Annotated in this window: 18 protein-coding genes and 1 pseudogene; 9 read left to right on the plus strand and 10 right to left on the minus strand. The window is 60.8% G+C overall.

All coding sequences use genetic code 11. The features are described from left to right. Positions 1 to 468, plus strand: a complete 468-nt coding sequence (locus AC13RC_RS01685) for a BA14K family protein (protein WP_488556311.1) — start codon at positions 1 to 3, stop codon at positions 466 to 468. Between the two features lie 70 nt (positions 469 to 538). On the opposite strand, the gene AC13RC_RS01690 is transcribed toward AC13RC_RS01685, so the two are convergent. After that, positions 539 to 1,540, minus strand: a complete 1,002-nt coding sequence (locus AC13RC_RS01690) for a transporter (RefSeq protein WP_488556312.1) — start codon at positions 1,538 to 1,540, stop codon at positions 539 to 541. Between the two features lie 289 nt (positions 1,541 to 1,829). On the opposite strand from AC13RC_RS01690, the gene AC13RC_RS01695 reads away from it, so the two are divergent. Together AC13RC_RS01695 and AC13RC_RS01700 are read left to right on the plus strand one after the other, a co-directional pair. After that, positions 1,830 to 3,608 (plus strand): acyl-CoA dehydrogenase family protein, encoded by a 1,779-nt coding sequence (locus AC13RC_RS01695; RefSeq protein ID WP_488556313.1) that lies wholly within the window; start codon positions 1,830 to 1,832, stop codon positions 3,606 to 3,608. Between the two features lie 10 nt (positions 3,609 to 3,618). Further along, the gene (locus AC13RC_RS01700; RefSeq protein ID WP_488556314.1) at positions 3,619 to 4,371 is read left to right on the plus strand and encodes a crotonase/enoyl-CoA hydratase family protein; all 753 of its coding nucleotides are present in this window, start codon (positions 3,619 to 3,621) and stop codon (positions 4,369 to 4,371) included. A gap of 170 nt (positions 4,372 to 4,541) precedes the next feature. Here AC13RC_RS01700 and AC13RC_RS01705 read toward each other — a convergent pair whose 3' ends face one another. Next, positions 4,542 to 5,792 (minus strand): class I SAM-dependent RNA methyltransferase, encoded by a 1,251-nt coding sequence (locus AC13RC_RS01705; RefSeq protein WP_488556315.1) that lies wholly within the window; start codon positions 5,790 to 5,792, stop codon positions 4,542 to 4,544. Further along, entirely contained in the window at positions 5,789 to 6,529 is a 741-nt protein-coding gene (locus tag AC13RC_RS01710; protein ID WP_069613724.1) for a TlyA family RNA methyltransferase, read from the minus strand. The genes AC13RC_RS01705 and AC13RC_RS01710 overlap by 4 nt, the downstream gene beginning before the upstream one ends. A 112-nt stretch (positions 6,530 to 6,641) precedes the next feature. Between AC13RC_RS01710 and AC13RC_RS01715 the strand changes: the two genes are divergently transcribed. Both AC13RC_RS01715 and AC13RC_RS01720 read left to right on the plus strand, forming a co-directional pair. After that, positions 6,642 to 7,649: a DUF4424 domain-containing protein gene (locus tag AC13RC_RS01715; RefSeq protein ID WP_488556316.1), complete on the plus strand. Its 1,008-nt coding sequence runs from the start codon at positions 6,642 to 6,644 to the stop codon at positions 7,647 to 7,649. Between the two features lie 224 nt (positions 7,650 to 7,873). Beyond that, positions 7,874 to 9,857, plus strand: a pseudogene (locus tag AC13RC_RS01720) (methyl-accepting chemotaxis protein). Positions 9,858 to 9,929: 72 nt separating this feature from the next. On the opposite strand, the gene dxs reads toward AC13RC_RS01720, so the two are convergent. Both dxs and AC13RC_RS01730 read right to left on the minus strand, forming a co-directional pair. Further along, positions 9,930 to 11,846, minus strand: a complete 1,917-nt coding sequence (gene dxs / locus AC13RC_RS01725) for a 1-deoxy-D-xylulose-5-phosphate synthase (RefSeq protein WP_113333634.1) — start codon at positions 11,844 to 11,846, stop codon at positions 9,930 to 9,932. Positions 11,847 to 11,971: 125 nt separating this feature from the next. Continuing rightward, complete coding sequence (locus tag AC13RC_RS01730) at positions 11,972 to 12,895, minus strand: pirin family protein (RefSeq protein ID WP_488556317.1); 924 nt, start codon at positions 12,893 to 12,895, stop codon at positions 11,972 to 11,974. A 140-nt stretch (positions 12,896 to 13,035) separates the two neighbouring features. Here AC13RC_RS01730 and AC13RC_RS01735 point away from each other — a divergent pair, with 140 nt between their 5' ends. Next, entirely contained in the window at positions 13,036 to 13,569 is a 534-nt protein-coding gene (locus AC13RC_RS01735) for a hypothetical protein (protein WP_488556318.1), read from the plus strand. A gap of 30 nt (positions 13,570 to 13,599) precedes the next feature. Here AC13RC_RS01735 and AC13RC_RS01740 read toward each other — a convergent pair whose 3' ends face one another. Then, on the minus strand, positions 13,600 to 13,851 hold the full coding sequence (locus AC13RC_RS01740) for an exodeoxyribonuclease VII small subunit (RefSeq protein ID WP_069613731.1): 252 nt from the start codon (positions 13,849 to 13,851) through the stop codon (positions 13,600 to 13,602). A gap of 2 nt (positions 13,852 to 13,853) precedes the next feature. Beyond that, on the minus strand, positions 13,854 to 14,795 hold the full coding sequence (locus AC13RC_RS01745; RefSeq protein WP_488556319.1) for a histone deacetylase family protein: 942 nt from the start codon (positions 14,793 to 14,795) through the stop codon (positions 13,854 to 13,856). Positions 14,796 to 14,962: 167 nt separating this feature from the next. Here AC13RC_RS01745 and AC13RC_RS01750 point away from each other — a divergent pair, with 167 nt between their 5' ends. Beyond that, positions 14,963 to 15,364 (plus strand): acyl-CoA thioesterase, encoded by a 402-nt coding sequence (locus tag AC13RC_RS01750; RefSeq protein WP_113353896.1) that lies wholly within the window; start codon positions 14,963 to 14,965, stop codon positions 15,362 to 15,364. 7 nt (positions 15,365 to 15,371) lie between these two features. On the opposite strand, the gene AC13RC_RS01755 is transcribed toward AC13RC_RS01750, so the two are convergent. Genes AC13RC_RS01755 through AC13RC_RS01765 form a run of 3 tightly spaced genes read right to left on the minus strand, consistent with a single transcriptional unit; the run spans position 15,372 to position 17,237 of the window. Continuing rightward, entirely contained in the window at positions 15,372 to 15,929 is a 558-nt protein-coding gene (locus AC13RC_RS01755) for a biotin transporter BioY (protein ID WP_069613734.1), read from the minus strand. A gap of 28 nt (positions 15,930 to 15,957) precedes the next feature. After that, positions 15,958 to 16,560, minus strand: a complete 603-nt coding sequence (locus AC13RC_RS01760; protein WP_488556320.1) for an energy-coupling factor transporter transmembrane component T family protein — start codon at positions 16,558 to 16,560, stop codon at positions 15,958 to 15,960. Then, on the minus strand, positions 16,560 to 17,237 hold the full coding sequence (locus AC13RC_RS01765; protein ID WP_069613867.1) for an energy-coupling factor ABC transporter ATP-binding protein: 678 nt from the start codon (positions 17,235 to 17,237) through the stop codon (positions 16,560 to 16,562). The genes AC13RC_RS01760 and AC13RC_RS01765 overlap by 1 nt, the downstream gene beginning before the upstream one ends. 107 nt (positions 17,238 to 17,344) lie before the next feature. On the opposite strand from AC13RC_RS01765, the gene AC13RC_RS01770 reads away from it, so the two are divergent. After that, positions 17,345 to 18,568, plus strand: coding sequence for a winged helix-turn-helix domain-containing protein (locus AC13RC_RS01770; RefSeq protein WP_488556321.1), 1,224 nt, complete (start codon positions 17,345 to 17,347; stop codon positions 18,566 to 18,568). 43 nt (positions 18,569 to 18,611) lie between these two features. Continuing rightward, on the plus strand, positions 18,612 to 19,670 hold the full coding sequence (locus tag AC13RC_RS01775; protein ID WP_488556322.1) for a dipeptidase: 1,059 nt from the start codon (positions 18,612 to 18,614) through the stop codon (positions 19,668 to 19,670). Positions 19,671 to 19,705 lie beyond the last annotated feature (35 nt).

The raw sequence follows: 19,705 nt of genomic DNA on the forward strand, positions 1-19,705 counted from the left end.
ATGCTTGGTTTCCGTGCAAAAATCGCGACAGTCGCCTTAACGGCTGCCGTCGCCATGACGAGCTTCACACCGTCTTTTGCCATGCAGATGCCGGCCGCACCGATCGTAAAACAGGCCGCGCCCACCCAGGCCGCGCCTGGTAATGTCGAACAGGTGCAGTGGCGCCATGGCGGTTACTACCGCCGCGGCTGGTATGGCGGCTATCGTGGTTATCGAGGGTATCGTCATGGCTATCGCTATCATGACGGCTATTGGTTCCCGCTGGCTGCCTTCGGCGCAGGCGCGCTGATCGGCGGCGCGATCGCCAGCCAACCGCGTTACTATGAGCCGGCTCCGGCTCCGTCCGCGGGCATCAACCCGCGCCATGTCGCCTGGTGCGAGTCGCGCTATCGCTCCTATCGCGCCTACGACAATACGTTCCAGCCGAATTCCGGCCCGCGCCGTCAGTGCTATTCGCCATATTTCTAAGCAGCGTTTCCAGAACGACCAATGCCAGCTGTCCGGTTTTTCGCCGGGCGGCTTTTTGCATGATTCGACGTCAGAGAATATTGACCCGCTTGAGTAGCCACCATGCCAGCAGCATGGAGGCGATGATGAAGCCAACCGCATATCCGGTGCCACTTGCACCGCTCGCCAGCGGCAACCCTGATGTGTTCATCCCGAAGAATCCGGTCACCAGCGTCGGCGGCAGCAGAAACGCGGTCATGATCGACAGGATGTAGAGATGCCGATTGATCTCGGAGGCAAGCTTCGAATCGATCTCTTCGTGCAGCAGCCTCGCCCGTTCCTGCAGTGCATAGACGTCGTGCTCGACCGCTTCGAGGCGTCCCGTCAGCCGGCCGGCGACATCCTCGAAACCGAGCGGCATTTCCTCGTCGTCGGAGGCAGCGGCGTGGCGCATCAACGAGAGAACGGTCCGTAGATGGCGATGCAGGCGCACGATCGTCCTGCGGATGGGCGGCAGCTTGGCACGCTCGTCGCGCGACGTATTGCCGTGGACGAAATCCTCAATGCCATTCAGCTCTTCGCTGATTTCGATGACGACGGAGATCAGGGTTCGTTGGAACTCGACGACGATCAGCTCGAAAATATCAACGGGATTGGAAAATCGTGCGGCGTTTTTTTCGATCAGCACCCGGGTCCTGTCCAGGCTGCGCAGCGGCTGCAGCCGGGTTGTTATCAGCTGGCGATCGGTCAGTGCGAAATGCAGCCAGCCGATGTCGTGGGTGTTGTGGGCAAAGTCGCGCTGGAAGTCGACCAATGTGCCGAAAAGCATCTGCTCGTCGACCGTAATCGTTGCATGTGTCTCATGCGTGGTCAGCGCTATGCGGGCGGCTTCGTTCAGCCCCGGCGCATCCTCGAGGAAGGCCGGCACCCGGGCATCCACGAGATTGAGATGCAGCCAGAGAAAGCCGTCGTCGCCGAACAGCCTCGAACGATCGGTATCGTCAGGTAGGCGCTCCGGCTTGGTTTCGCCGGGACGGAGACGGTATGCCCAGATAAAGCCTGGTATGGTGTTGGCTGACGTGAGCGTGTTCATGGGGGCATCATTCGCATTGTCTGAACAGTTGCCTTAGTCTTCGTTCATGACGATTGTTTATGCAAGTCGCTGCTTTGGCGGAATAATCGCGGATATAGGCGGCGATGTCACGGCCGCTCGGCACGCGTAAGACACATGTCACGTTCGGGTTCGCGAGATGATGGAAATCGATGCTTCCTGCAATTTGAGAAAATTGACGTTTACGTAAAAATAAACTAGCTATAACCACAAATGGCCGATGGTCCGGATGAGGCGGGCCATCGCTCGTATCGATCCGGAGGAAATCATCATGTACAAGGCGCCTGTCGAAGAAATCGCGTTCACCCTGAAACATGTCGTTGGCATGGAGCGCGCCATGGAAGAGGGCGTTCTCGGCGATCTCAGCACCGATCTTGTCGATGCCATCCTGTCGGAAGCCGGGCGTTTCGCCGGCGAAGAGGTGGAGCCGCTTGCCGAGAATGGCGATAAGCAAGGCGCAAGGCTGGCGGATGGCAAGGTGGTTCTTCCCGATGGCTGGGAGAAGCTCTACCGCGACTGGATCGCTGGCGGTTGGAATGGCCTGACCGCGCCCGAGGAGTTCGGTGGGCAGGGTCTGCCGCACATGCTGAACATCGCGACGCTGGAAATGTGGAATTCCGCCTCAATGGCCTTCGGCCTCGCGCCGACGCTGACCATGGGAGCGGTCGAAGCGCTGCGGGCTCACGGCAGCGAAGACCTCAAGAAGACATATCTGGCAAAGCTCGTCTCGGGCGAGTGGACGGGGACCATGAATCTGACGGAGCCGCACGCGGGTTCCGATGTCGGTGCTCTGCGCTCCCGCGCCGAACGCCGCGATGACGGCACCTATCGCATCTTCGGCCAGAAGATTTTCATCACCTGGGGCGATCACGAAGCGACCGAGAACATCATCCATCTCGTTCTCGCCCGCCTTCCGGATGCGCCGCTCGGCACGCGCGGTATTTCGCTGTTTCTCGTGCCGAAATTCCTTGTGAATGAGGATGGTTCGCTCGGCGCCCGCAACGATCTTTTCGTGCATTCGCTAGAACATAAGCTCGGCATCCATGGTTCACCGACCTGCACGATGATCTATGGCGATGGCAAATATGGTGCGGAAAAGGGCGCCGTCGGCTGGCTGGTGGGCGAGGAGAACAAGGGCCTCGCCTGCATGTTCACGATGATGAACAATGCCAGATTGGCTGTCGGCATTCAGGGCGTGGCGATTGCCGAAGCGGCAACCCAGAAGGCTATCGCCTATAGCCGGGAGCGCACCCAGGGCCGCGCGCCGCGCACGGCCGTATCAGGCATGAGCCCCATCATCGAGCATCCCGATGTCGCGCGTATGCTGCTGACGATGAAAGCCCTGACGCAGGGCTCGCGCGCGATCTGCTACGCCTGTGCACAGGCGATCGACATGTCGCATCGCGATCCCGAGAGGGCGAAATATTGGCAGGAGCGTGCAGCATTGCTGACGCCGATCGCCAAATCCTTTTCCACCGATGCCGGCGTCGATGCCGCATCGCTTGGCATACAGGTTCATGGCGGCATGGGCTTCATCGAGGAGACGGGGGCAGCACGCCTGCTGCGCGATGTGCGCATCGCACCGATCTACGAGGGCACCAACGGCATCCAGGCGATCGATCTGGTGACGCGCAAGCTGACAATCGGCAATGGCGATCAGGTGCGCGGCATCATTGCTGAACTGCGTGAGATTGCCGATAGTGTCGCGAAATCCAATCTCGAAGGCTTCGGTGAAACGGCGCCGCGGCTGCAGGCAGCCATTGCCGATCTCGAAAAGACGAGCGAATGGCTCCTGTCGAAACAGGCAGAAGGCGCCATTGCTGAAGCTCTGGCGGGCGCCACGCCTTATCAGCGGCTTTTCGGCCTGGTGCTGACCGGCTCGTATCTGGCCAAGGGTGGCCTTGCCGATGCAGGCGACGGCGAAGGCGCCAAGCGCATCACACTCTGCCGGTTCGCTGCCGAAAATCTTCTGGCCGAAACCGCCGCTCTCTCTGATCGGGTTATCGCCGGCGCATCCAGCCTCGAAGCCGCCCGCGTCGCACTAGCCTAAGGGAAAAGCCATGACCGACCACATCCTGATCGAACGCGCCGAGACTGCGCCACAGGTCCAGATCATCCGCTTCAACCGGCCGGAAAAGAAGAATGCCATCACGCGCGCCATGTATCAGGCCGTGACCGATGCGCTCAAGGCAGCGGAAGCTGCGCCGGATATCCGCGTCCACGTCTTTCTCGGCACCGAAGGCTGCTTTTCCGCCGGCAACGATCTGGCGGATTTCCTTGCCTTCGCCATGAGCGGCAATATGGGGCGCGAAGTCATTGATTTTCTCGTTGCACTGGCGAGCACAAAGAAGCCCGTCGTCTCTGGTGTCGATGGTCTGGCGATCGGCATTGGCACCACGATCCACCTTCATTGCGACTTGACGATTGCTTCCGATCGCAGTCTGTTCAAGACGCCGTTCGTCGATCTCGCCCTCGTTCCCGAGGCGGCGTCGAGCCTGATCGCACCGCGTATCATGGGCCACCAGCGCGCCTTCGCCCTGCTTGCGCTTGGCGAAGGCTTTTCCGCTGCCGAAGCGAAAGAGGCGGGCCTGATCTGGAAGGTGGCGTCACCGGAAACGCTGGAGACCGAAACGCTGTCGCTGGCCGCAAAGCTCGCCGCCAAGCCGCCCGAGGCTCTGCGGATTGCGCGTGACTTGATGCGAGGCCCAACCGATGCCGTCCTCGACCGCATCCAGGAGGAAGCCGAACATTTTGCCGCCCAGCTGAAAAGCGCCGAGGCCCGCGCGGCTTTCGAAGCCTTCATGAAGCGGTGAAGCTCACCCGCCCTCGTGCTTCGAGACGGCCTTTCGGGCCTCCCCAGAATGAAGGCTAATCTCTGGCGCATCTCGATCGTGAGCGACTCCGCCCTCATGGTGAGGTGCGAAGCCCAGAGGGCGTAGCCTCGAACCACGAGGGCCGACCACCAAACTTCTGGCGAAGAGAGCTACTTCTCCAGCGCCGCAACGACTTCGACATGCGAGGTCCACAGGAACTGGTCGATCGGCGTCACCCGCGTAATGCGGTAGCCGCCCTCGACCAGGATAGCGAGATCGCGGGCGAGGGTCAGCGGATTGCAGGAGACGGCAACGATCTTCTTGACCTGGGAGCGCGCCAGTTCCTTGCTCTGGAATTCCGCGCCGGCGCGCGGCGGGTCGAAGACAACGGCATCGTAGACCTTCAATTCCTGCGCCATCAAGGGCCGGCGGAAAAGATCGCGGCGTTCCACGGTGACTGGCTTCAGTCCCTGCGTGTTGCGGGCAGCATGATCCAAAGCGGCAAGCGGCTTGGCCTCACCTTCGACCGCATGCACCCGCCCGATCCGCGCCAGGCGAAGCGAGAATGTGCCGCTGCCGGCGAAGAGATCGGCGATACGCTTGGCCTTGCCGACGTGGATTGCAACCAGCTCCGCCATGGCGTCCTCGGCCTGCTTGGTCGCCTGTGTGAAGGCACCGGGCGGCGGCGCAACCTGTACGCCGCCGAAATCGATGATCGGCTTTACCGGTTCCACTAGGATTTCGCCGTTTAGCGAGACGCGAGCGATGCCTCGAAGCGACAACACGGTTTCGATCGTGCTGCGGCGCTGCTTGTCCGAAAGGGATTTGATGCCGTCGACGGCAAGGTCGAGGCCCGTCTGCGTCTCCAATACGGAGATGCGGAAGGCTTCGGCATTGATGGCGATTGCCGCTGCAATCGTCTTGATGGCGGGCAGCCTGGCCATGATGCCGGCCGAGGCGATGGGACATTCCTCGATGGCGACGATGTGGTGGCTTTCGGCCTGATTGAAGCCGATCAGCATATCCTTTTCAGTCTTGCGCGCGGCGAAGACGACCCTGCGGCGCTCGCCCGGATGCGCGGCGACGATATCGTCCACTTCGGGCGTCAGGCCTTTGGAGCGAAGTGCGTCGACAACCAGTTGGCGCTTGAAGGCGCGATAGGGCGCATCGGCATAATGTTGCAGGGTGCAGCCGCCGCAGGCGCCGTTGACGCCATGTGGGCCGAAATGCCGACAGTGCGGCTCCTGGCGATCCGGTGAGGCCGTCGTAATCGACATCAACGTGCCTTGGCTTTTCACCCGCGCGATGGCGACGTTTTCGCCCGGTAGGGTGAAGGGCACGTAGATCGGGCCATCGGTGCCCTGCGCGATGCCGTCGCCCTGGGCGCCGAGCTTTTGAATGGTAACGGTTTCGGTGCTCATGGCTTGATCCCTGCGAGAAGAAATTCCTGATTGCCGTCGCCGCCTGCGATCGGCGAGGCGATGAGGCCGAGGCTTTGCCAGCCCATGTCTTCGGTGAACCAGCGCTCGAGTTCGGCGGCCACAGCCGGAGCGGAGGAGGGGTCCTTCAACAGGCCGGCCTTGCCGATCGCATCGCGGCCCGCCTCGAATTGCGGCTTGACCAGCAGCGCCGCCCGCGCGCCGGGTTCGGCGAGCGCGAGCGCCGGCGCGAGAGCCAGCTTCAGCGAAATGAAGGAGACATCGGAAACGACGAAGGTGAAAGGTTCGCCGATATCTTCCGCCGTCAGGTTGCGCGCGTTCAGGCCCTCGATATTGGTCACGCGTGGATCGTCCGCTATGCGCGGATGCATCTGGTCGTGGCCGACATCGATTGCCGTGACATGGGTAGCGCCGCGCTGAAGCAGCACTTCGGTAAAGCCGCCTGTCGATGCGCCGACATCGAGACAATGTTGTCCCTTCGGATCGAGGCCGAAATGATCGAGCGCCGCCACCAGCTTCAACGCGGCGCGGGAAACATAATCCTGCGCCGGATCGTCGATACTGATCTTGGCATTTTCGGAAAAAAGTGCTCCCGGCTTCGTCACGATCTTGCCGTTCACGGTGACCGTGCCGCGCTGGATCGCATCGCGAGCGCGCGAGCGGCTGGCGAAGAGCGAAAGGGTGACAAGAAGCTGATCGAGGCGTTGCGGTTCGGACATGGGCTGTCCATGCCGGGCAATGCATTATGTTGCAAGCCTTTTATGCTGTAATCGGCGTTGACGTCGGATAGCGGCCAGCCATAATCGCCGCGATCAATGGGCGAGGGGCATCATGTGGAAGATTGGTGGCTATGCTGCGCTGATGGCGATGTCAGCGGCTCCGGCTATGGCAAACGACACGATGGCCGAGCTGAAGACGGGCGGTCTCGCCTATGTCCGCACCGGCGATATCAGCATGGATCAGGAAAAGCTGTTCATTTCGCCAGAACAGGTCCGTGTCGATTACGTATTTGAAAACACGTCCGACAAGGACGTCGAAAGCGTCGTCGCCTTTCCGATGCCCGATATCAAGGGCGACATCGACAGCATGGTTGATGCCGGAAATGTCGATTCCGACAATTTCCTCGGCTTCACCGTCACACAGGACGGCAAGGCCATCACGCCGATCCTGCAGCAGCGCGTATCGGTTGCCGGAGTCGACATGACCGACGAACTGAGGGCTCACGGCGTGCCGCTGCTGCCGCTCAGCAAGGCGGCGACGGATGCCGTCGCTAAATTGCCCGTCGATGTGCTCGAGGATTGGACAGCCCGCGGACTGATCGCCGATGATGAATACGACGCCGACGGCCAGGGCATGAAACATCATCCGACGCCGATGTGGACGCTGCACACGACCTATTGGTGGCGCACCAAGTTTCCGGCCAAGGCCAGGATCGCCGTGGAGCATCGCTACAAGCCGAGCGTCGGCGGAACCGTCGCCATCACCTTTGCCGGCGACGAAGATTACCAGAAGCAGCAGCTGCAGAACTATCGCGCCAAATATTGCCTCGATGAGGCCTTTCTGAAGACGGCCGTCAAGCTTGCCACAGCGGCCGATAAGGGTGGTCGCGGCTATACCGAAAGCTGGATCTCCTATGTGCTGACGACAGGTGCCAACTGGTCCGGCCCGATCAAGCATTTCGAGCTGACGGTCGATAAGGGCAGTCCCGAGAACTACATCAGCTTTTGCGGTACGAATGTGAAGAAGATCGGCGCGACGACGTTCCAGATGATAGCGCAGGATTTTTACCCGGAGCACGATCTGGAAATCCTGATCCTGGCTGCGGCAGCGGTGAACTAGTGCTGAGCTGAGCAGTCCGCGCAAATTAAATAAATTTAAAGCCGAAACCTCTACTCATGCCGAGGATTGCGGTGATCCGCTTCCAGATCACCGCCTGCCATGAAGGCTTCACGCGTCTGCGTCCCAATCATGCCCTCCCTGAATTCTTCGAGCATTGGCCGTACTCCCTCCCAATGACGGCCGGACGATGCTCGCTAGGACCGGCGCTCAGGAGGCGCTCGCTCATGTTTGCGAAAAAACTCTCTTTGAATGGCAAGCTTGCCATTACATTTACGGCCCTGATCGCCATTTTTGCCTGTGTTTCCGCTTTCGTCTATGCAAAGCAGGACGTCTCGGCCGGAGCCGCCGACGAGCAGGCAAAATCGCAGCAGCTCGTCAGCCTGATCGACGACTCCCTGCAGTCGATGCTGGAACAGGCTGTCAATCTGCGCGGTTTTCTGCTTCTGCGCAGCGAAAGCACCTACGGCGATATCTTCAACAATCGCGAGCGGATGCTGAAGAGCATCGCAGCCGCCAAGGAGGCGGCCGCCGATTCTCCGGATCTGCTGCAGGCGATCGACAACATGCAGAAAGCTGCCGATCTCTATTTCCATCAACTCGCGGAGCCACAGGCCAAGGCGCGCAAGGAAACCGAGATGCCGCTCGATCAGATCGTCAAGATCGGCCAGAACGAAACCAAGGGTCAGCTTGACGGCTTCCGTGAAGCTGCCGCCAAGATCAAGAAGGCCGCACGCGCCAGGGCGAGCGACCTGGCAGCCATGCAGGACGATGCCAATGGCGATCTTCGCCTGACCCTCATTCTTGGCAGTATCTTCGCCTCGCTAGCCGCCGCTGTGCTTGCCTGGCTGCTCTCGCGCATTATCGTGCGCCCGATCGTCGGCATGACGGCGGCCATGGGCCGTCTGGCAAACGGCGAGCACGATATCGAAGTCCCGGCTGTCGGCCGCGGCGACGAAATCGGCCGTATGGCGGATGCCGTCCTCGTCTTCAAGGAGGCCGGCATCGAGAAGCTGCGTCTTGCCGGCGAGACCGAGCGCATGCGTGACGATGCCGAACGTCAGCGCCTGATGAATGACGAGCAGAAGGCGCGTGAAGAAGGCGAAATCCGTTTCGCCATGGAAGCGCTCGCCGGCGGCCTCTCGGCTCTATCGTCGGGTAATGTCGCAACCCGTCTTCACAACAGCTTTGCACCGCAATTCGATAGCGTTCGCGCTGATTTCAACAATGCAGTCGAGAAACTGGAGGCCGCCCTGCAGTCTGTCGGCTCCAATGCCCGCGCCATCAATGCAGGTGCTGACGAAATTCGTGCCGCCGCCGATGATCTGGCGCATCGCACCGAGCAGCAGGCTGCCGCCGTTGAAGAGACGGCCGCAGCGCTGGAGCAGGTCACGACCACGGTGCGCGATTCCGCCAAGCGTGCGGAAGATGTCGGCCATCTCGTCGAGCGCGCCCGCCAGGGTGCTGAACGGTCGGGCGAAGTGGTTCGCAAAGCCGTCGCGGCCATGCAGCAGATCGAAAAGTCCTCGGGCGAGATTAGTAACATCATCAGCGTCATCGACGACATCGCGTTCCAGACCAATCTTCTGGCGTTGAACGCCGGCGTCGAGGCAGCTCGTGCGGGGGATGCCGGCAAGGGCTTTGCGGTCGTTGCCCAGGAAGTGCGCGAGCTTGCCCAGCGCTCCGCCAACGCCGCCAAGGAGATCAAGTCCCTCATCACGACGTCGAGCGATCAGGTCAACACTGGTGTGTCGCTAGTCGGCGAGACCGGCAAGGCGCTGGAATTGATCGTATCCGAAGTGCAAGAGATCAACCGCCATGTCGGCGCGATCGTGACGGCGACCCGCGAGCAGTCGACCGGCTTGCAGGAGATCAACACGGCCGTCAACAATATGGACCAGGGCACCCAGAAGAATGCCGCGATGGTCGAAGAGCAGACGGCGGCAAGCCACGCGCTCGCCCGCGAAGCAGCTGCACTCAACGAGCTGCTGCAGCAATTCCGTCTCGGCAATTCCGTGCAGGCTGCACCTGCTCGGGTAATGCCCGCCCGGCCCATATCGGCAACGCCGGCACGGCCAGTCGCGGCAACGGCGCATTCGAAGCCGGCCATGTCTCCGGCCCGCGCTCTCGGGCGTACGGTCGCCAAGGCCTTTGCCGGTAAGGCCAACGGCTTCCGCCGCCGCACCCCAGGACGATTGGGAAGAATTCTGATTAAGCAACCCTCCCTTTGATGGCAGAGCTATCGCCCGTATGCGATAGCCCAGCCCACAAGGGGAGGTAAAGCTATCCAGCAGCTTCGACGATGCGGCCGTGGCCGAGCGTGCGGAAGACCGTCTGCACGATGCCGGCACGGTCGAGACCGGCCCGGGCATTCATGGCTTCGGGCTTTGCCTGTTCCATCCAGATATCTGGCATGACGAGTGAACGGATTTTCAAGCCGTTGTCCAGCAGGCCCTCATTGGCAAGGAACTGCATGACCTGGCTGCCGAAGCCGCCGACCGAACCTTCCTCGATGGTGATCAGCATCTCGTGATGGGCGGCAAGCTGGCGGATGAGGTCGTGATCGAGCGGTTTGGCGAAGCGCGCGTCCGCAACCGTCGTCGAAAGACCGGCGGCATCGAGATCCTCGGCGGCTGCAAGACTATCGGCGAGACGCGTGCCGAAGGAGAGTAGGGCGACCTTCGTGCCCTGCTTGATGACGCGACCCTTGCCGATTTCGAGGATCTGGCCGCGTTCCGGCAGATCGACGCCGACGCCTTCACCGCGCGGATAGCGGAAGGAGATCGGACCCAGATCATAGGCGGCAGCGGTGCGCACCATGTGCTTCAGCTCCGCCTCGTCTGCCGCGGCCATGACGACGAAGCCCGGCAGAGTCGCGAGGAAAGCGGTGTCGAAGGAGCCCGCATGCGTCGGGCCATCGGCACCGACGAAGCCGGCGCGGTCGATCGGGAAACGGACCGGCAGCCCTTGAATGGCCACATCATGCACCACCTGGTCATAGGCGCGCTGCAGGAAGGTGGAATAAAGGGCGGCGAAGGGCTTATAACCTTCCGCAGCAAGGCCGGCGGCGAAGGTCACCGCATGCTGTTCGGCAATGCCGACATCGAAACAGCGCTTGGGGAAGAACTCCTGCAGCTTGTCGAGGCCGGTGCCGTTCGGCATGGCGGCGGTGATACCGACGATTTTGTCGTCGAGCGTCGCTTCCTGCACCAAAGCGTCCGCAAAGACGCTTGTGTAGCTCGGCGCATTCGGCTTCACTTTCGTCTGAGCGCCGGTGATGACATCGAACTTGTTGACGCCATGATATTTGTCGGCAGCCGCTTCGGCTGGGGGATAGCCCTTGCCCTTCTGCGTCACGACATGGATCAGCACCGGTCCCTGTGCATTGTCGCGCACATTGCGCAGCACGGGCAGCAGATGTTCGAAGGAATGGCCGTCGATCGGACCGATATGGTAGAAGCCCATCTCCTCGAACATGGTGCCGCCGGTTACATAGCCCCGTGCGTGTTCGACTGCCCGCGTGATGGCGCGGTCGACCTTCTTGCCGAGATAAGCGGTCAGTTTCTTTCCAAAATCCCGGAAGCCCATATAGGTGCGGCCGGAGGCGAGGCGGGCGAGATAGGCGCTCATCGCTCCTGTCGGCGGGGCAATCGACATGTCGTTGTCGTTGAGGATGACGATCAGCCGCGCATCGAGCGCGCCGGCATTGTTCAGCGCCTCATAAGCCATGCCGGCTGACATGGCACCGTCGCCGATGACGGCGATCACACGGCGGTCGGTGTTTTCGAGCTCGGCGGCAACAGCCATGCCGAGGCCGGCGGAAATTGAAGTCGAGGAATGCGCTGCGCCGAAAGGATCGTACTCGCTTTCGGCCCGGCGCGTGAAGCCGGAAAGACCGTTTTCCTGGCGCAGCGTGCGAATGCGGTCGCGACGCCCGGTCAGGATCTTGTGCGGATAACACTGATGCCCAACATCGAAGATCAAACGATCGTTCGGCGTATCGAAGACGCTGTGGATGGCAATGGTCAATTCAACGACGCCGAGGCCGGCGCCGAGATGTCCGCCGGTGCGCGAAACCGCATCGATCATCTCGTCGCGGACTTCGCGGGCGAGCTGCGGCAGTTCCCGGTCCTCCAGCTTTCGCAGGTCGGAGGGATATTGGACCCGGTCGAGCAGGGGCGTCTCTGGCATTTGTGTCAAGGCTGATGCCTCTTTCTTGCTATTCTTGGGCGGTTGTCCGCCTTTACGTCAAAACAGATTGCGACAAAAGACGCCGAATTCAAGGTGCTCCCGAACAAGAAACATGTGGGAGTGTTATGAACCCGTTAGCCCTCCGGCAGGGGAATGAACTCTTCCTCGTCGCCCGGCACGATATCGAAGCGGCCCGTGCGCCATTCTTCCTTGGCTTTTTCGATACGCTCCTTCGAGGACGAGACGAAATTCCACCAGATATAGCGCTTCGAATTGAGCGCTGCACCGCCAAAAAGCATGAGATGACAGCCTTTTTCGCCGGCCTCCAGCGTTATCGCGTCGCCCGGGCGGAAGACCAGAAGCTGATCCTGTTCGAAACGGTCGCCGGCGACGACGAGCGAACCGGAGAGAATATAGACTGCCCGTTCCTCATGCGCTGCCCCAAAAGGAAACGTCGTGTTCGGCTGCAGCTGAAGATCGACATAGAGAGTGTCCGAGAAGGATTTCACCGGCGATTCCAGGCCCTCGAAATTACCGATCACCACGCGTCCACTCACGCCGCCATCGGCGATGACAGGCAGCTCGTCCTTTTCCGTGTGGGTGAAGGAGGGATCGATCTCCTCCTTGTCGTCGGGCAGCGCCAGCCATGTCTGCAGGCCGGACATGGAAAATGGATGGTCGCGCAGGTTCTCCGGCGTGCGCTCGGAATGCACGATGCCGCGCCCGGCCGTCATCAGGTTGATGTCGCCGGGACGGATCACCTTGGCCGTGCCGAGGCTGTCCATATGGCGGATCTCGCCGTCGAAGAGGTAGGTGACGGTGGAAAGGCCAATATGCGGATGTGGGCGCACATCGAGCGCTTGGCCCGGCCGCAAAATGGCTGGCCCCATGCGGTCGAAGAAGATGAACGGTCCCACTAGCCGGCGCCGGCTGCTCGGAAGCGCGCGCCGCACGGAGAAGCCGCCGAGGTCGCTGGTGCGCGGGATAATCAGATTCTCGATCGCATCGCAGGCGAAGGCGTCACCCGCCTGCGGATCGTTTCCTGGGAAGAAGGACATGAAGGCTCTCCTTTCGGTCGGGGCTCAACCTAGCGAGAAAGGTTAGGAAACTCAAATTTCCTGTATGAGATGTGCGTGTAGGTTGTCTCGCCGTTCAACTTGTGTGATTGGCTCGAGGAATTCGTTGGGGGCCGATACGCATGGAAAGCACGAGAAATAAAGCGTTGATCGCCGTTCTGTTGGGAACGACGTTGATGGGATGCAGCACGACGACCGATAAGTCTGCTACGACCGTCGCAAAGCCCGCAGGTCCAGTCGCAATGGATCGCGGTGTCGCCGCATTTCGCGATATCTGCTTCGCCTACAAGGCACCCTATGCCGAAAGCTACGCCGCAGCGGCGCGATACGGCATAAAGAAGTTCGAAACCAAGCAAAAGTCGAGCTTGTTGTCTGGAAAATATACCTATTCCGAAGGCTCTACAGATGATGGGTCGCTCATCGTGGGTATCAATCCAAAGGGATTGTGCACTGTCCAGGACCGTCGTCATCCCGGTATGGCCGACGACAAGACCATCGAGGATCAATTCGCAGCGGTGATTCACACGAAATACCCACTCGCCAGCCGGTTTCGGGAAAACAGCGTGTCCTACACGACAGTTGAAAATTGGAAGACCATCAATTTTGCATTCGCCCTCGACTATAAGGGCTACAATATGTTCGGTTCGCCGCTGTGATATTGTCTATTCTTTAGCCAGCCGCCCGCTTCACGCGCCATCCAGCGCTTCCGTGCCCTGCGGCTTGCCGGCGCGATCGAGTCTGATCTTCTCGATGCGGTTTTCCGCAGCCGAGAGCAGAGCCTCGCAATGCTTCTTCAGTGCTTCGCCGCGCTCGTAGATGGCGATAGATTCATCCAGCGCCACATCGCCGCGTTCGAGCCGGGCAACGATGCTTTCCAGCTCCGCCACGGCCTTCTCGAAGGAATAGCCTGATACATCTGCCTTGGCGTTCTCGCTCATCGTCAACCTTTCATCATGCGTAGAATATGCATTCCCGCCGACTCGGCGAGACCTTCCAGATCATAGCCGCCTTCGAGCAGGCTGACGACCCGGTTCTTGGCGCTGCGGTCTGCAACTTCGAGCAGCCGCCCGGTCGCCCAGTCGAAATCCTCGCCCGTCAGGTTCAACTGCGCCAGGGGATCGCGGTGATGGGCATCGAAGCCCGCCGAGATGATGATGAGGTCGGGGCGGAAGTCGGTGAGCGCCGGCAGCACGCGGGACTTGAAGGCTTCGCGAAAATGATCGCCGCCGGTATTGGGGGACAGCGGCGCATTGACGATGGTGTTGTGCGTGCCGCGTTCGTCCTTCTTGCCCGTGCCGGGATAGAGCGGCATCTGGTGGGTGGAACAGAAGAGCACGGATGGATCGTCCCAAAAAATGTCCTGCGTGCCATTGCCGTGATGCACGTCCCAGTCGACGATGGCGACGCGCTCGGCACCATGGGCCTTTTGCGCATGGCGGGCAGCGATCGCGGCATTGTTGAAGAAGCAGAAGCCCATGGCCTTGGTCTTCTCGGCATGGTGGCCGGGCGGCCGGGCCGCGACGAAGACATTGTCGGCCGCACCGGAGAAGACGTCGTCGACCGCCGCCATGGCGCCGCCGACGCCATGCATGATCGCCTGCAGCGTCTTCGGGCTGGCATAGGTATCCGCCTCGATCTGGTTGATCTCGCCCTCGTCACCTCTGTCCGGCATCGAACGCAGCACGAAATCCAGATGCTCCTCGGGATGCGCAAGCAGGATCGCATCCTCATGCGCGGGCGGCGCCTTTCGCCGCTCCAGCCTCTCGAAATTCGGATGCTCCAGCGCAATATTCAGCGAGCGAAGCCGGTCCGGTCGCTCCGGATGGCCAGGAGGAACGATGTGTTCAAGAAAGATCGGATGTTCGTAAAGACGTGTGCTCATGGGGCCAATCTATAAACGAGGTGTGACGCCTATTACAGGACATGGACAATGTCACTACAATGTCAACAATCCATCTTAACCACTTTGAAGTGGCGCCGTTTACTTATCGAGGCGCGGTGTTAAGCTTTCATTAAGGTCAGTACGGCGTCGGCCAGGGTTGTTGCGTGATGGCGAGAGTAGAACGATCCGATGTCATCGAGGTAAGGGTGCCGCCGCGTGATGTCGACCGGCACGGCCAGATGTTTATCGCCTCCTACATCTCGCAAGCCGAGACCGCACTCTCCAACTTTTGGCGCACGCGGCCGCTGGTCGACGACGAGCCTCTCTATATCGCCAAGAAGGCATCGTGCTCGCTGCACCGCGCCCTGCACTATGACGACCTTGCCCGTTACTCGATCAGCGTCAACAAGATTGGCGGCAAGTCGATCGGTTTCGTTGTCGCGGTTGAAACTGGCAACGAATTGGCAGCGGAGGTGGAAATCCTCTGGCTCGCGGTGCGCGGCGATGAGCATGACCCGGTGCCACTGCCGGAAGACACGCGCGACTGGCTCTACAAATATCTGGCTTAGTCTCGATTTAGCTCCGCTGCGGCAGAAGCGGATAGCCGACCATGACAGCGCGGCCGACCAGGGCTGCGACGACGGCCTTGATGACATCGCCCGGCACGAAGCCCAGGGACCCGATAAACGCCTTGCTGAAACCGATATTGATGGCGAGCCAGGCAATGCCGAACGCGTACAGCACCACCACCCCACCGATAACAGCAGCGATGAAGAAGCCGACACCTTGAACCAGGCCGCTCTGTTCCGGCTTGACCAGTCGTTCGGAGAGATAGCCGGTGATGAAGGCAGCGAAGATCCAGCCGACGAAGAAGCCGGCTGTCGGGCCGGCAAAGACGGCAAGGCCGCCGCGGCCGCCGGAAAGGACCGGCAGGCCGATCGAAACAAGCACCACTACCAGCAGCACCGCGATCGTCCCGCGCTTGGCGCCGAGGACGACGCCGGCGAGCATGACGCCGAGCGACTGGGCGGTGATCGGAACCGGAATGATGCCGATGGGGATCGGCGGCAACAGGCCGAGCGCCACGATGATGGCGGCAAACAGCGCCGAGAGGACGAGATCGCGGGTGTTCATGGCGGCTCCTTCCGAAAAAGACCTATGTTCATTGACGCCGAATGCCCCGCGCGTCAATCGCCGCCGCGATATTGTCCGCATCGCGCAGCGTCAGGATGATCAGCGGCGCGAGCGTGGTTGCCAGGCGAACCTTGATCCCGCGCGCCTGATGCGCTTCGCGGATCGCATGATAACGATCGAGGATCTCGGGGACGAAACGAATAACGAGGCCGATCGCAAGTCCGATATCGGCGGCCTTGAGCAAGCCGATCTTTTCGAGCGGCATGGCAAGCGCGGTGATTTCATCGATAAAGGCGGCCATCGAGGTCGTGGCCGTCACCGTGGCGGCGAACATTGCCAGCGCTGTCAGTCTGAGCGCCGTGACGATGGCGGCGTGAAGCGGGCCGACGAGCGCTGCGAAAATTGCGAGCACGGCAATCGAGATCAGGATCGGCCGCAGCCGCTTCAATGCGTCTCCGACCGGCAGACCGCTGCGAAGATAAAGGGCGGCGCCGACAAGGCTTGCGCAGGCAAGCACCGCGATGGACTGCGTCAGGAAAAGCAATATGCCGAATGCGGTCAAAGCCAGCAGCTTCACGCGCGGCGAAAACCGGTGCAGCCAGGTATCGACATCGACATGCAGCGTCTGCATCAGCCAGCCATCTCCCTGTAGCGAGCGATCGCTTCCTCTGCCGGAGCGTCGGCGACGAGCCGGCCTTGATCGAACAACAGCACCCGCTCGAAACCCTCGAGCAGTGGCAGATCGTGGCTGATGACGATGACGCTTTCCGGCAGCCCCATCATGGTCTTCTGCACCAGCGCCCGGTTCTTGAGGTCGAGCTGATTCGTCGGCTCGTCCAGAATGAGGATATCCGGGCCAGTCACCAGCACCGAGCAAAGGGCAGCCATCTGTAACTCACCACCGGAAAGCTCATGTGCCCGCCGCGCGCCGAGATGGCCGACGCCAAAACGGCCAAGAATGCCCTCGACCGCCGCATCGATCTGCGCCTTGTCATATCCGCGCGCCTTGAGGCCGAAGGCGATGTCGTCGCGCACAATGGGCAGGATGATCTGGTTTTGCGGCGACTGGAAGATATAGCCGACCTTGCCGAGCACCTTGGCGGCATCGCCGACCGTGTCGAGCCCATCAACCACGACGCGCCCCGTTGTTGGCTTGATGAGCCCGTTGATCAGCCGCGCGAAGGTCGTCTTGCCGGAACCGTTGAGGCCGATCACCCCGATGCGGCGCTCCTGAAGCGTGAGATTCAGAGGAAACAGCGCAGTGCGCTTGCCATAATCGACGCCAGCGGTTTCGAAGCGGATGTCCAAGCGGCTTTCCTGTTCGGTAGTGTGATCGCGGAGCTATAGCGCATTGCATCGAATTATCAAATCGACGCCTCTTTGAAAGCATGGGAATTTATGCCTATGATCCCGTAATGACGAATCTGCTCTCGAATCGTGACGCCCGCCGCGTGTTCCTTGCCAAGCAGGGACTTGCCAATCCGCCGAACCGCGCCTTGACCAAGGCGGGGCTGCTGCAGCTCATCCACGATATCGGCTTCGTGCAGGTGGACAGTATCGCCACCGTCGAGCGCGCCCATCACCAGATCCTGTTTTCGCGCAACCAGACCTATCGGCGCGAGCACCTGACGGAACTTCTGGAAAAGGACGGCGCGCTCTTTGAAAACTGGACGCATGATGCTTCGATCTTGCCGAGCGCCTTCTTCGTCTATTGGAAGCACCGCTTCCGCCGCGAGGACGAGGCAATCATCGCACGCTGGCGCAAATGGCGCGGGGAGGGCTTCGAGGCGGCTTTCGAGGAAACCTACGAGCGCGTGCTGAAGAACGGCGCGATCACCGCCCGCGAGGTCAAGGCGGAGGATCATGTCTCCGGTGGCTGGTGGAATTGGCACCCAAACAAGACGGCGCTCGAATATTTCTGGCGCACCGGCAAGTTCGCCATTGCCGGCCGCACTAACTTTCAAAAGGTCTACGACCTCGTCGAACGTGTCCTTCCGGCCCATTTCCATGAGCCCGAAGTGGAGCATGACGAATTTGTCGACTGGGCTTGCCGAAGCGCGCTGCAGCGCCTCGGCTTTGCCACCTCGGGCGAAATCGCCGCCTTCTGGGATCTGGTCACGCCGCAGGAAGCCAAGAGCTGGGTCGAGACCCATCGAGACGAATTGACCGAAGTACTGGTCGAGCCTGCCGCCGGCGGCAAGCCGCGCTTGTCCTTCGCCTTCCTCGATTTCCATGACACGCTCGACAGTCATGCCGAGGCACCGGCGCGCATCCGTGTGCTGAGCCCCTTCGATCCGACTCTGCGCGATCGCAATCGGACCGAACGTCTCTTCGGCTTCTTCTACCGCATCGAGATTTTCGTGCCCGAACCGAAGCGCGAATACGGCTACTACGTCTTCCCATTGCTGGAGGGCGATCGGCTGATCGGACGGATCGACATGAAGGCCGACCGCAAGGCGGGAACACTGGATGTCAAACGCCTGTGGCTGGAACCGGGCGTCAAGGCATCGGCAGGCCGGCTGGAGAAGCTGGAAGCGGAGCTGGAACGTGTTGCCCGTTTCACCGGCGTCGAGAAGGTCGTGTTTCTCGACGGCTGGCGGGGGATGACCGACAGTTCTTTTTCAGGAAATCGGCGCTGAGTGGCATCAGGGAGACTGCCGCTCATTTTGGGATCGAGATCGCATGAACACCGTTCGGATTTTCGATGGGCATAATGATGCGGTCCAGTTCATGATGGATTACAAGCCTGACGGCCGCGATTTTTTGGCCCGGTCTGAGGCCGGACATCTCGATCTTCCGCGAGCACGCGAAGGCGGCCTGGTCGGCGGGTTGTTCGCTATGTACGCCGCGCCAGAGCACGAGCCCGTAGATGATCTGACGATCACGCATGATGGTTACGAAGTTCGTTATGCCGAGGCTCTGCAGCTGGATCATGCGCGCCGGCAAATCGACGGGCAGCTTGCTGCCATAAAGAAGCTGATCGGACGCTCGGGCTGTAAAATCCGTCTGGCAACGAGCGTCAGCCAGCTCGAGGCGGCACGACATGCCGGTGTCTTTGCCGTCGTGCTCCATATGGAAGGCGCCGACGCCATCGGACCCGATCTCGGCTATCTGGATAGCCTCTACGATGCCGGCCTTCGATCCTTGGGCATCGTGTGGAGCCGTCCGAACATCTTCGGCTATGGCGTTCCGTTCGCCTATCCGAGATCGCCCGATACGGGACCTGGGCTGACGGATTCGGGAAAGAATCTGGTCCGAAGATGCAATGAACTCGGGATCATGATCGATGTTTCCCATCTGAACGAGCGCGGATTTTGGGATGTCGCCGCATTGAGCACCGCTCCGCTTGTGGCCACGCACACCTGCGCCCATACCATATGTCCATCGACCCGGAACCTGACCGATCGGCAATTGGACGCGATCCGCGATACGGGTGGCGTCGTTGGGTTGAATCTTGCCGTCAACGATATCCGCGCAGATGCCAATCTTGACGAGGATACCCCGCTCGAAGCGGTCGTTCGCCAGATCGACTATCTCAGCGCCCGCATCGGCGCGGATGGGATCGCCCTTGGATCGGACTTCGATGGCGCCGTCGTGCCGCGAGAGATCGGGGACGCAAGCGGCTTGCCGCGGCTCGTGGAGGCCATGCGCCAAAGCGGATTCGATGAACTAACCCTGCGAAAATTCGCCTATGACAATTGGCTTCGCCTATTCGATGCCACATGGCTGGATCGATCGTAAGCTTTGTCACCCCCCTTGAAGGGACATAACTAACA

It is taken from the genome of Martinezella sp. CNPSo 3890, from assembly GCF_057784455.1.

What these genes read in the sequence shown, in the direction of transcription:
- AC13RC_RS01710 (WP_069613724.1), bottom strand. Translation starts at nt 6,529, where the DNA reads ATGTCCGAACCGCAACGCCTCGATCAGCTTCTTGTCACCCTTTCGCTC.
- AC13RC_RS01740 (WP_069613731.1), bottom strand. Translation starts at nt 13,851, where the DNA reads ATGAGCGAGAACGCCAAGGCAGATGTATCAGGCTATTCCTTCGAGAAG.
- AC13RC_RS01705 (WP_488556315.1), bottom strand. Translation starts at nt 5,792, where the DNA reads ATGAGCACCGAAACCGTTACCATTCAAAAGCTCGGCGCCCAGGGCGAC.
- AC13RC_RS01745 (WP_488556319.1), bottom strand. Translation starts at nt 14,795, where the DNA reads ATGAGCACACGTCTTTACGAACATCCGATCTTTCTTGAACACATCGTT.
- AC13RC_RS01770 (WP_488556321.1), top strand. Translation starts at nt 17,345, where the DNA reads ATGACGAATCTGCTCTCGAATCGTGACGCCCGCCGCGTGTTCCTTGCC.
- AC13RC_RS01715 (WP_488556316.1), top strand. Translation starts at nt 6,642, where the DNA reads ATGTGGAAGATTGGTGGCTATGCTGCGCTGATGGCGATGTCAGCGGCT.
- AC13RC_RS01700 (WP_488556314.1), top strand. Translation starts at nt 3,619, where the DNA reads ATGACCGACCACATCCTGATCGAACGCGCCGAGACTGCGCCACAGGTC.
- AC13RC_RS01690 (WP_488556312.1), bottom strand. Translation starts at nt 1,540, where the DNA reads ATGAACACGCTCACGTCAGCCAACACCATACCAGGCTTTATCTGGGCA.
- AC13RC_RS01730 (WP_488556317.1), bottom strand. Translation starts at nt 12,895, where the DNA reads ATGTCCTTCTTCCCAGGAAACGATCCGCAGGCGGGTGACGCCTTCGCC.
- AC13RC_RS01750 (WP_113353896.1), top strand. Translation starts at nt 14,963, where the DNA reads ATGGCGAGAGTAGAACGATCCGATGTCATCGAGGTAAGGGTGCCGCCG.
- AC13RC_RS01760 (WP_488556320.1), bottom strand. Translation starts at nt 16,560, where the DNA reads ATGCAGACGCTGCATGTCGATGTCGATACCTGGCTGCACCGGTTTTCG.
- AC13RC_RS01755 (WP_069613734.1), bottom strand. Translation starts at nt 15,929, where the DNA reads ATGAACACCCGCGATCTCGTCCTCTCGGCGCTGTTTGCCGCCATCATC.
- AC13RC_RS01695 (WP_488556313.1), top strand. Translation starts at nt 1,830, where the DNA reads ATGTACAAGGCGCCTGTCGAAGAAATCGCGTTCACCCTGAAACATGTC.
- AC13RC_RS01685 (WP_488556311.1), top strand. Translation starts at nt 1, where the DNA reads ATGCTTGGTTTCCGTGCAAAAATCGCGACAGTCGCCTTAACGGCTGCC.
- AC13RC_RS01775 (WP_488556322.1), top strand. Translation starts at nt 18,612, where the DNA reads ATGAACACCGTTCGGATTTTCGATGGGCATAATGATGCGGTCCAGTTC.
- AC13RC_RS01735 (WP_488556318.1), top strand. Translation starts at nt 13,036, where the DNA reads ATGGAAAGCACGAGAAATAAAGCGTTGATCGCCGTTCTGTTGGGAACG.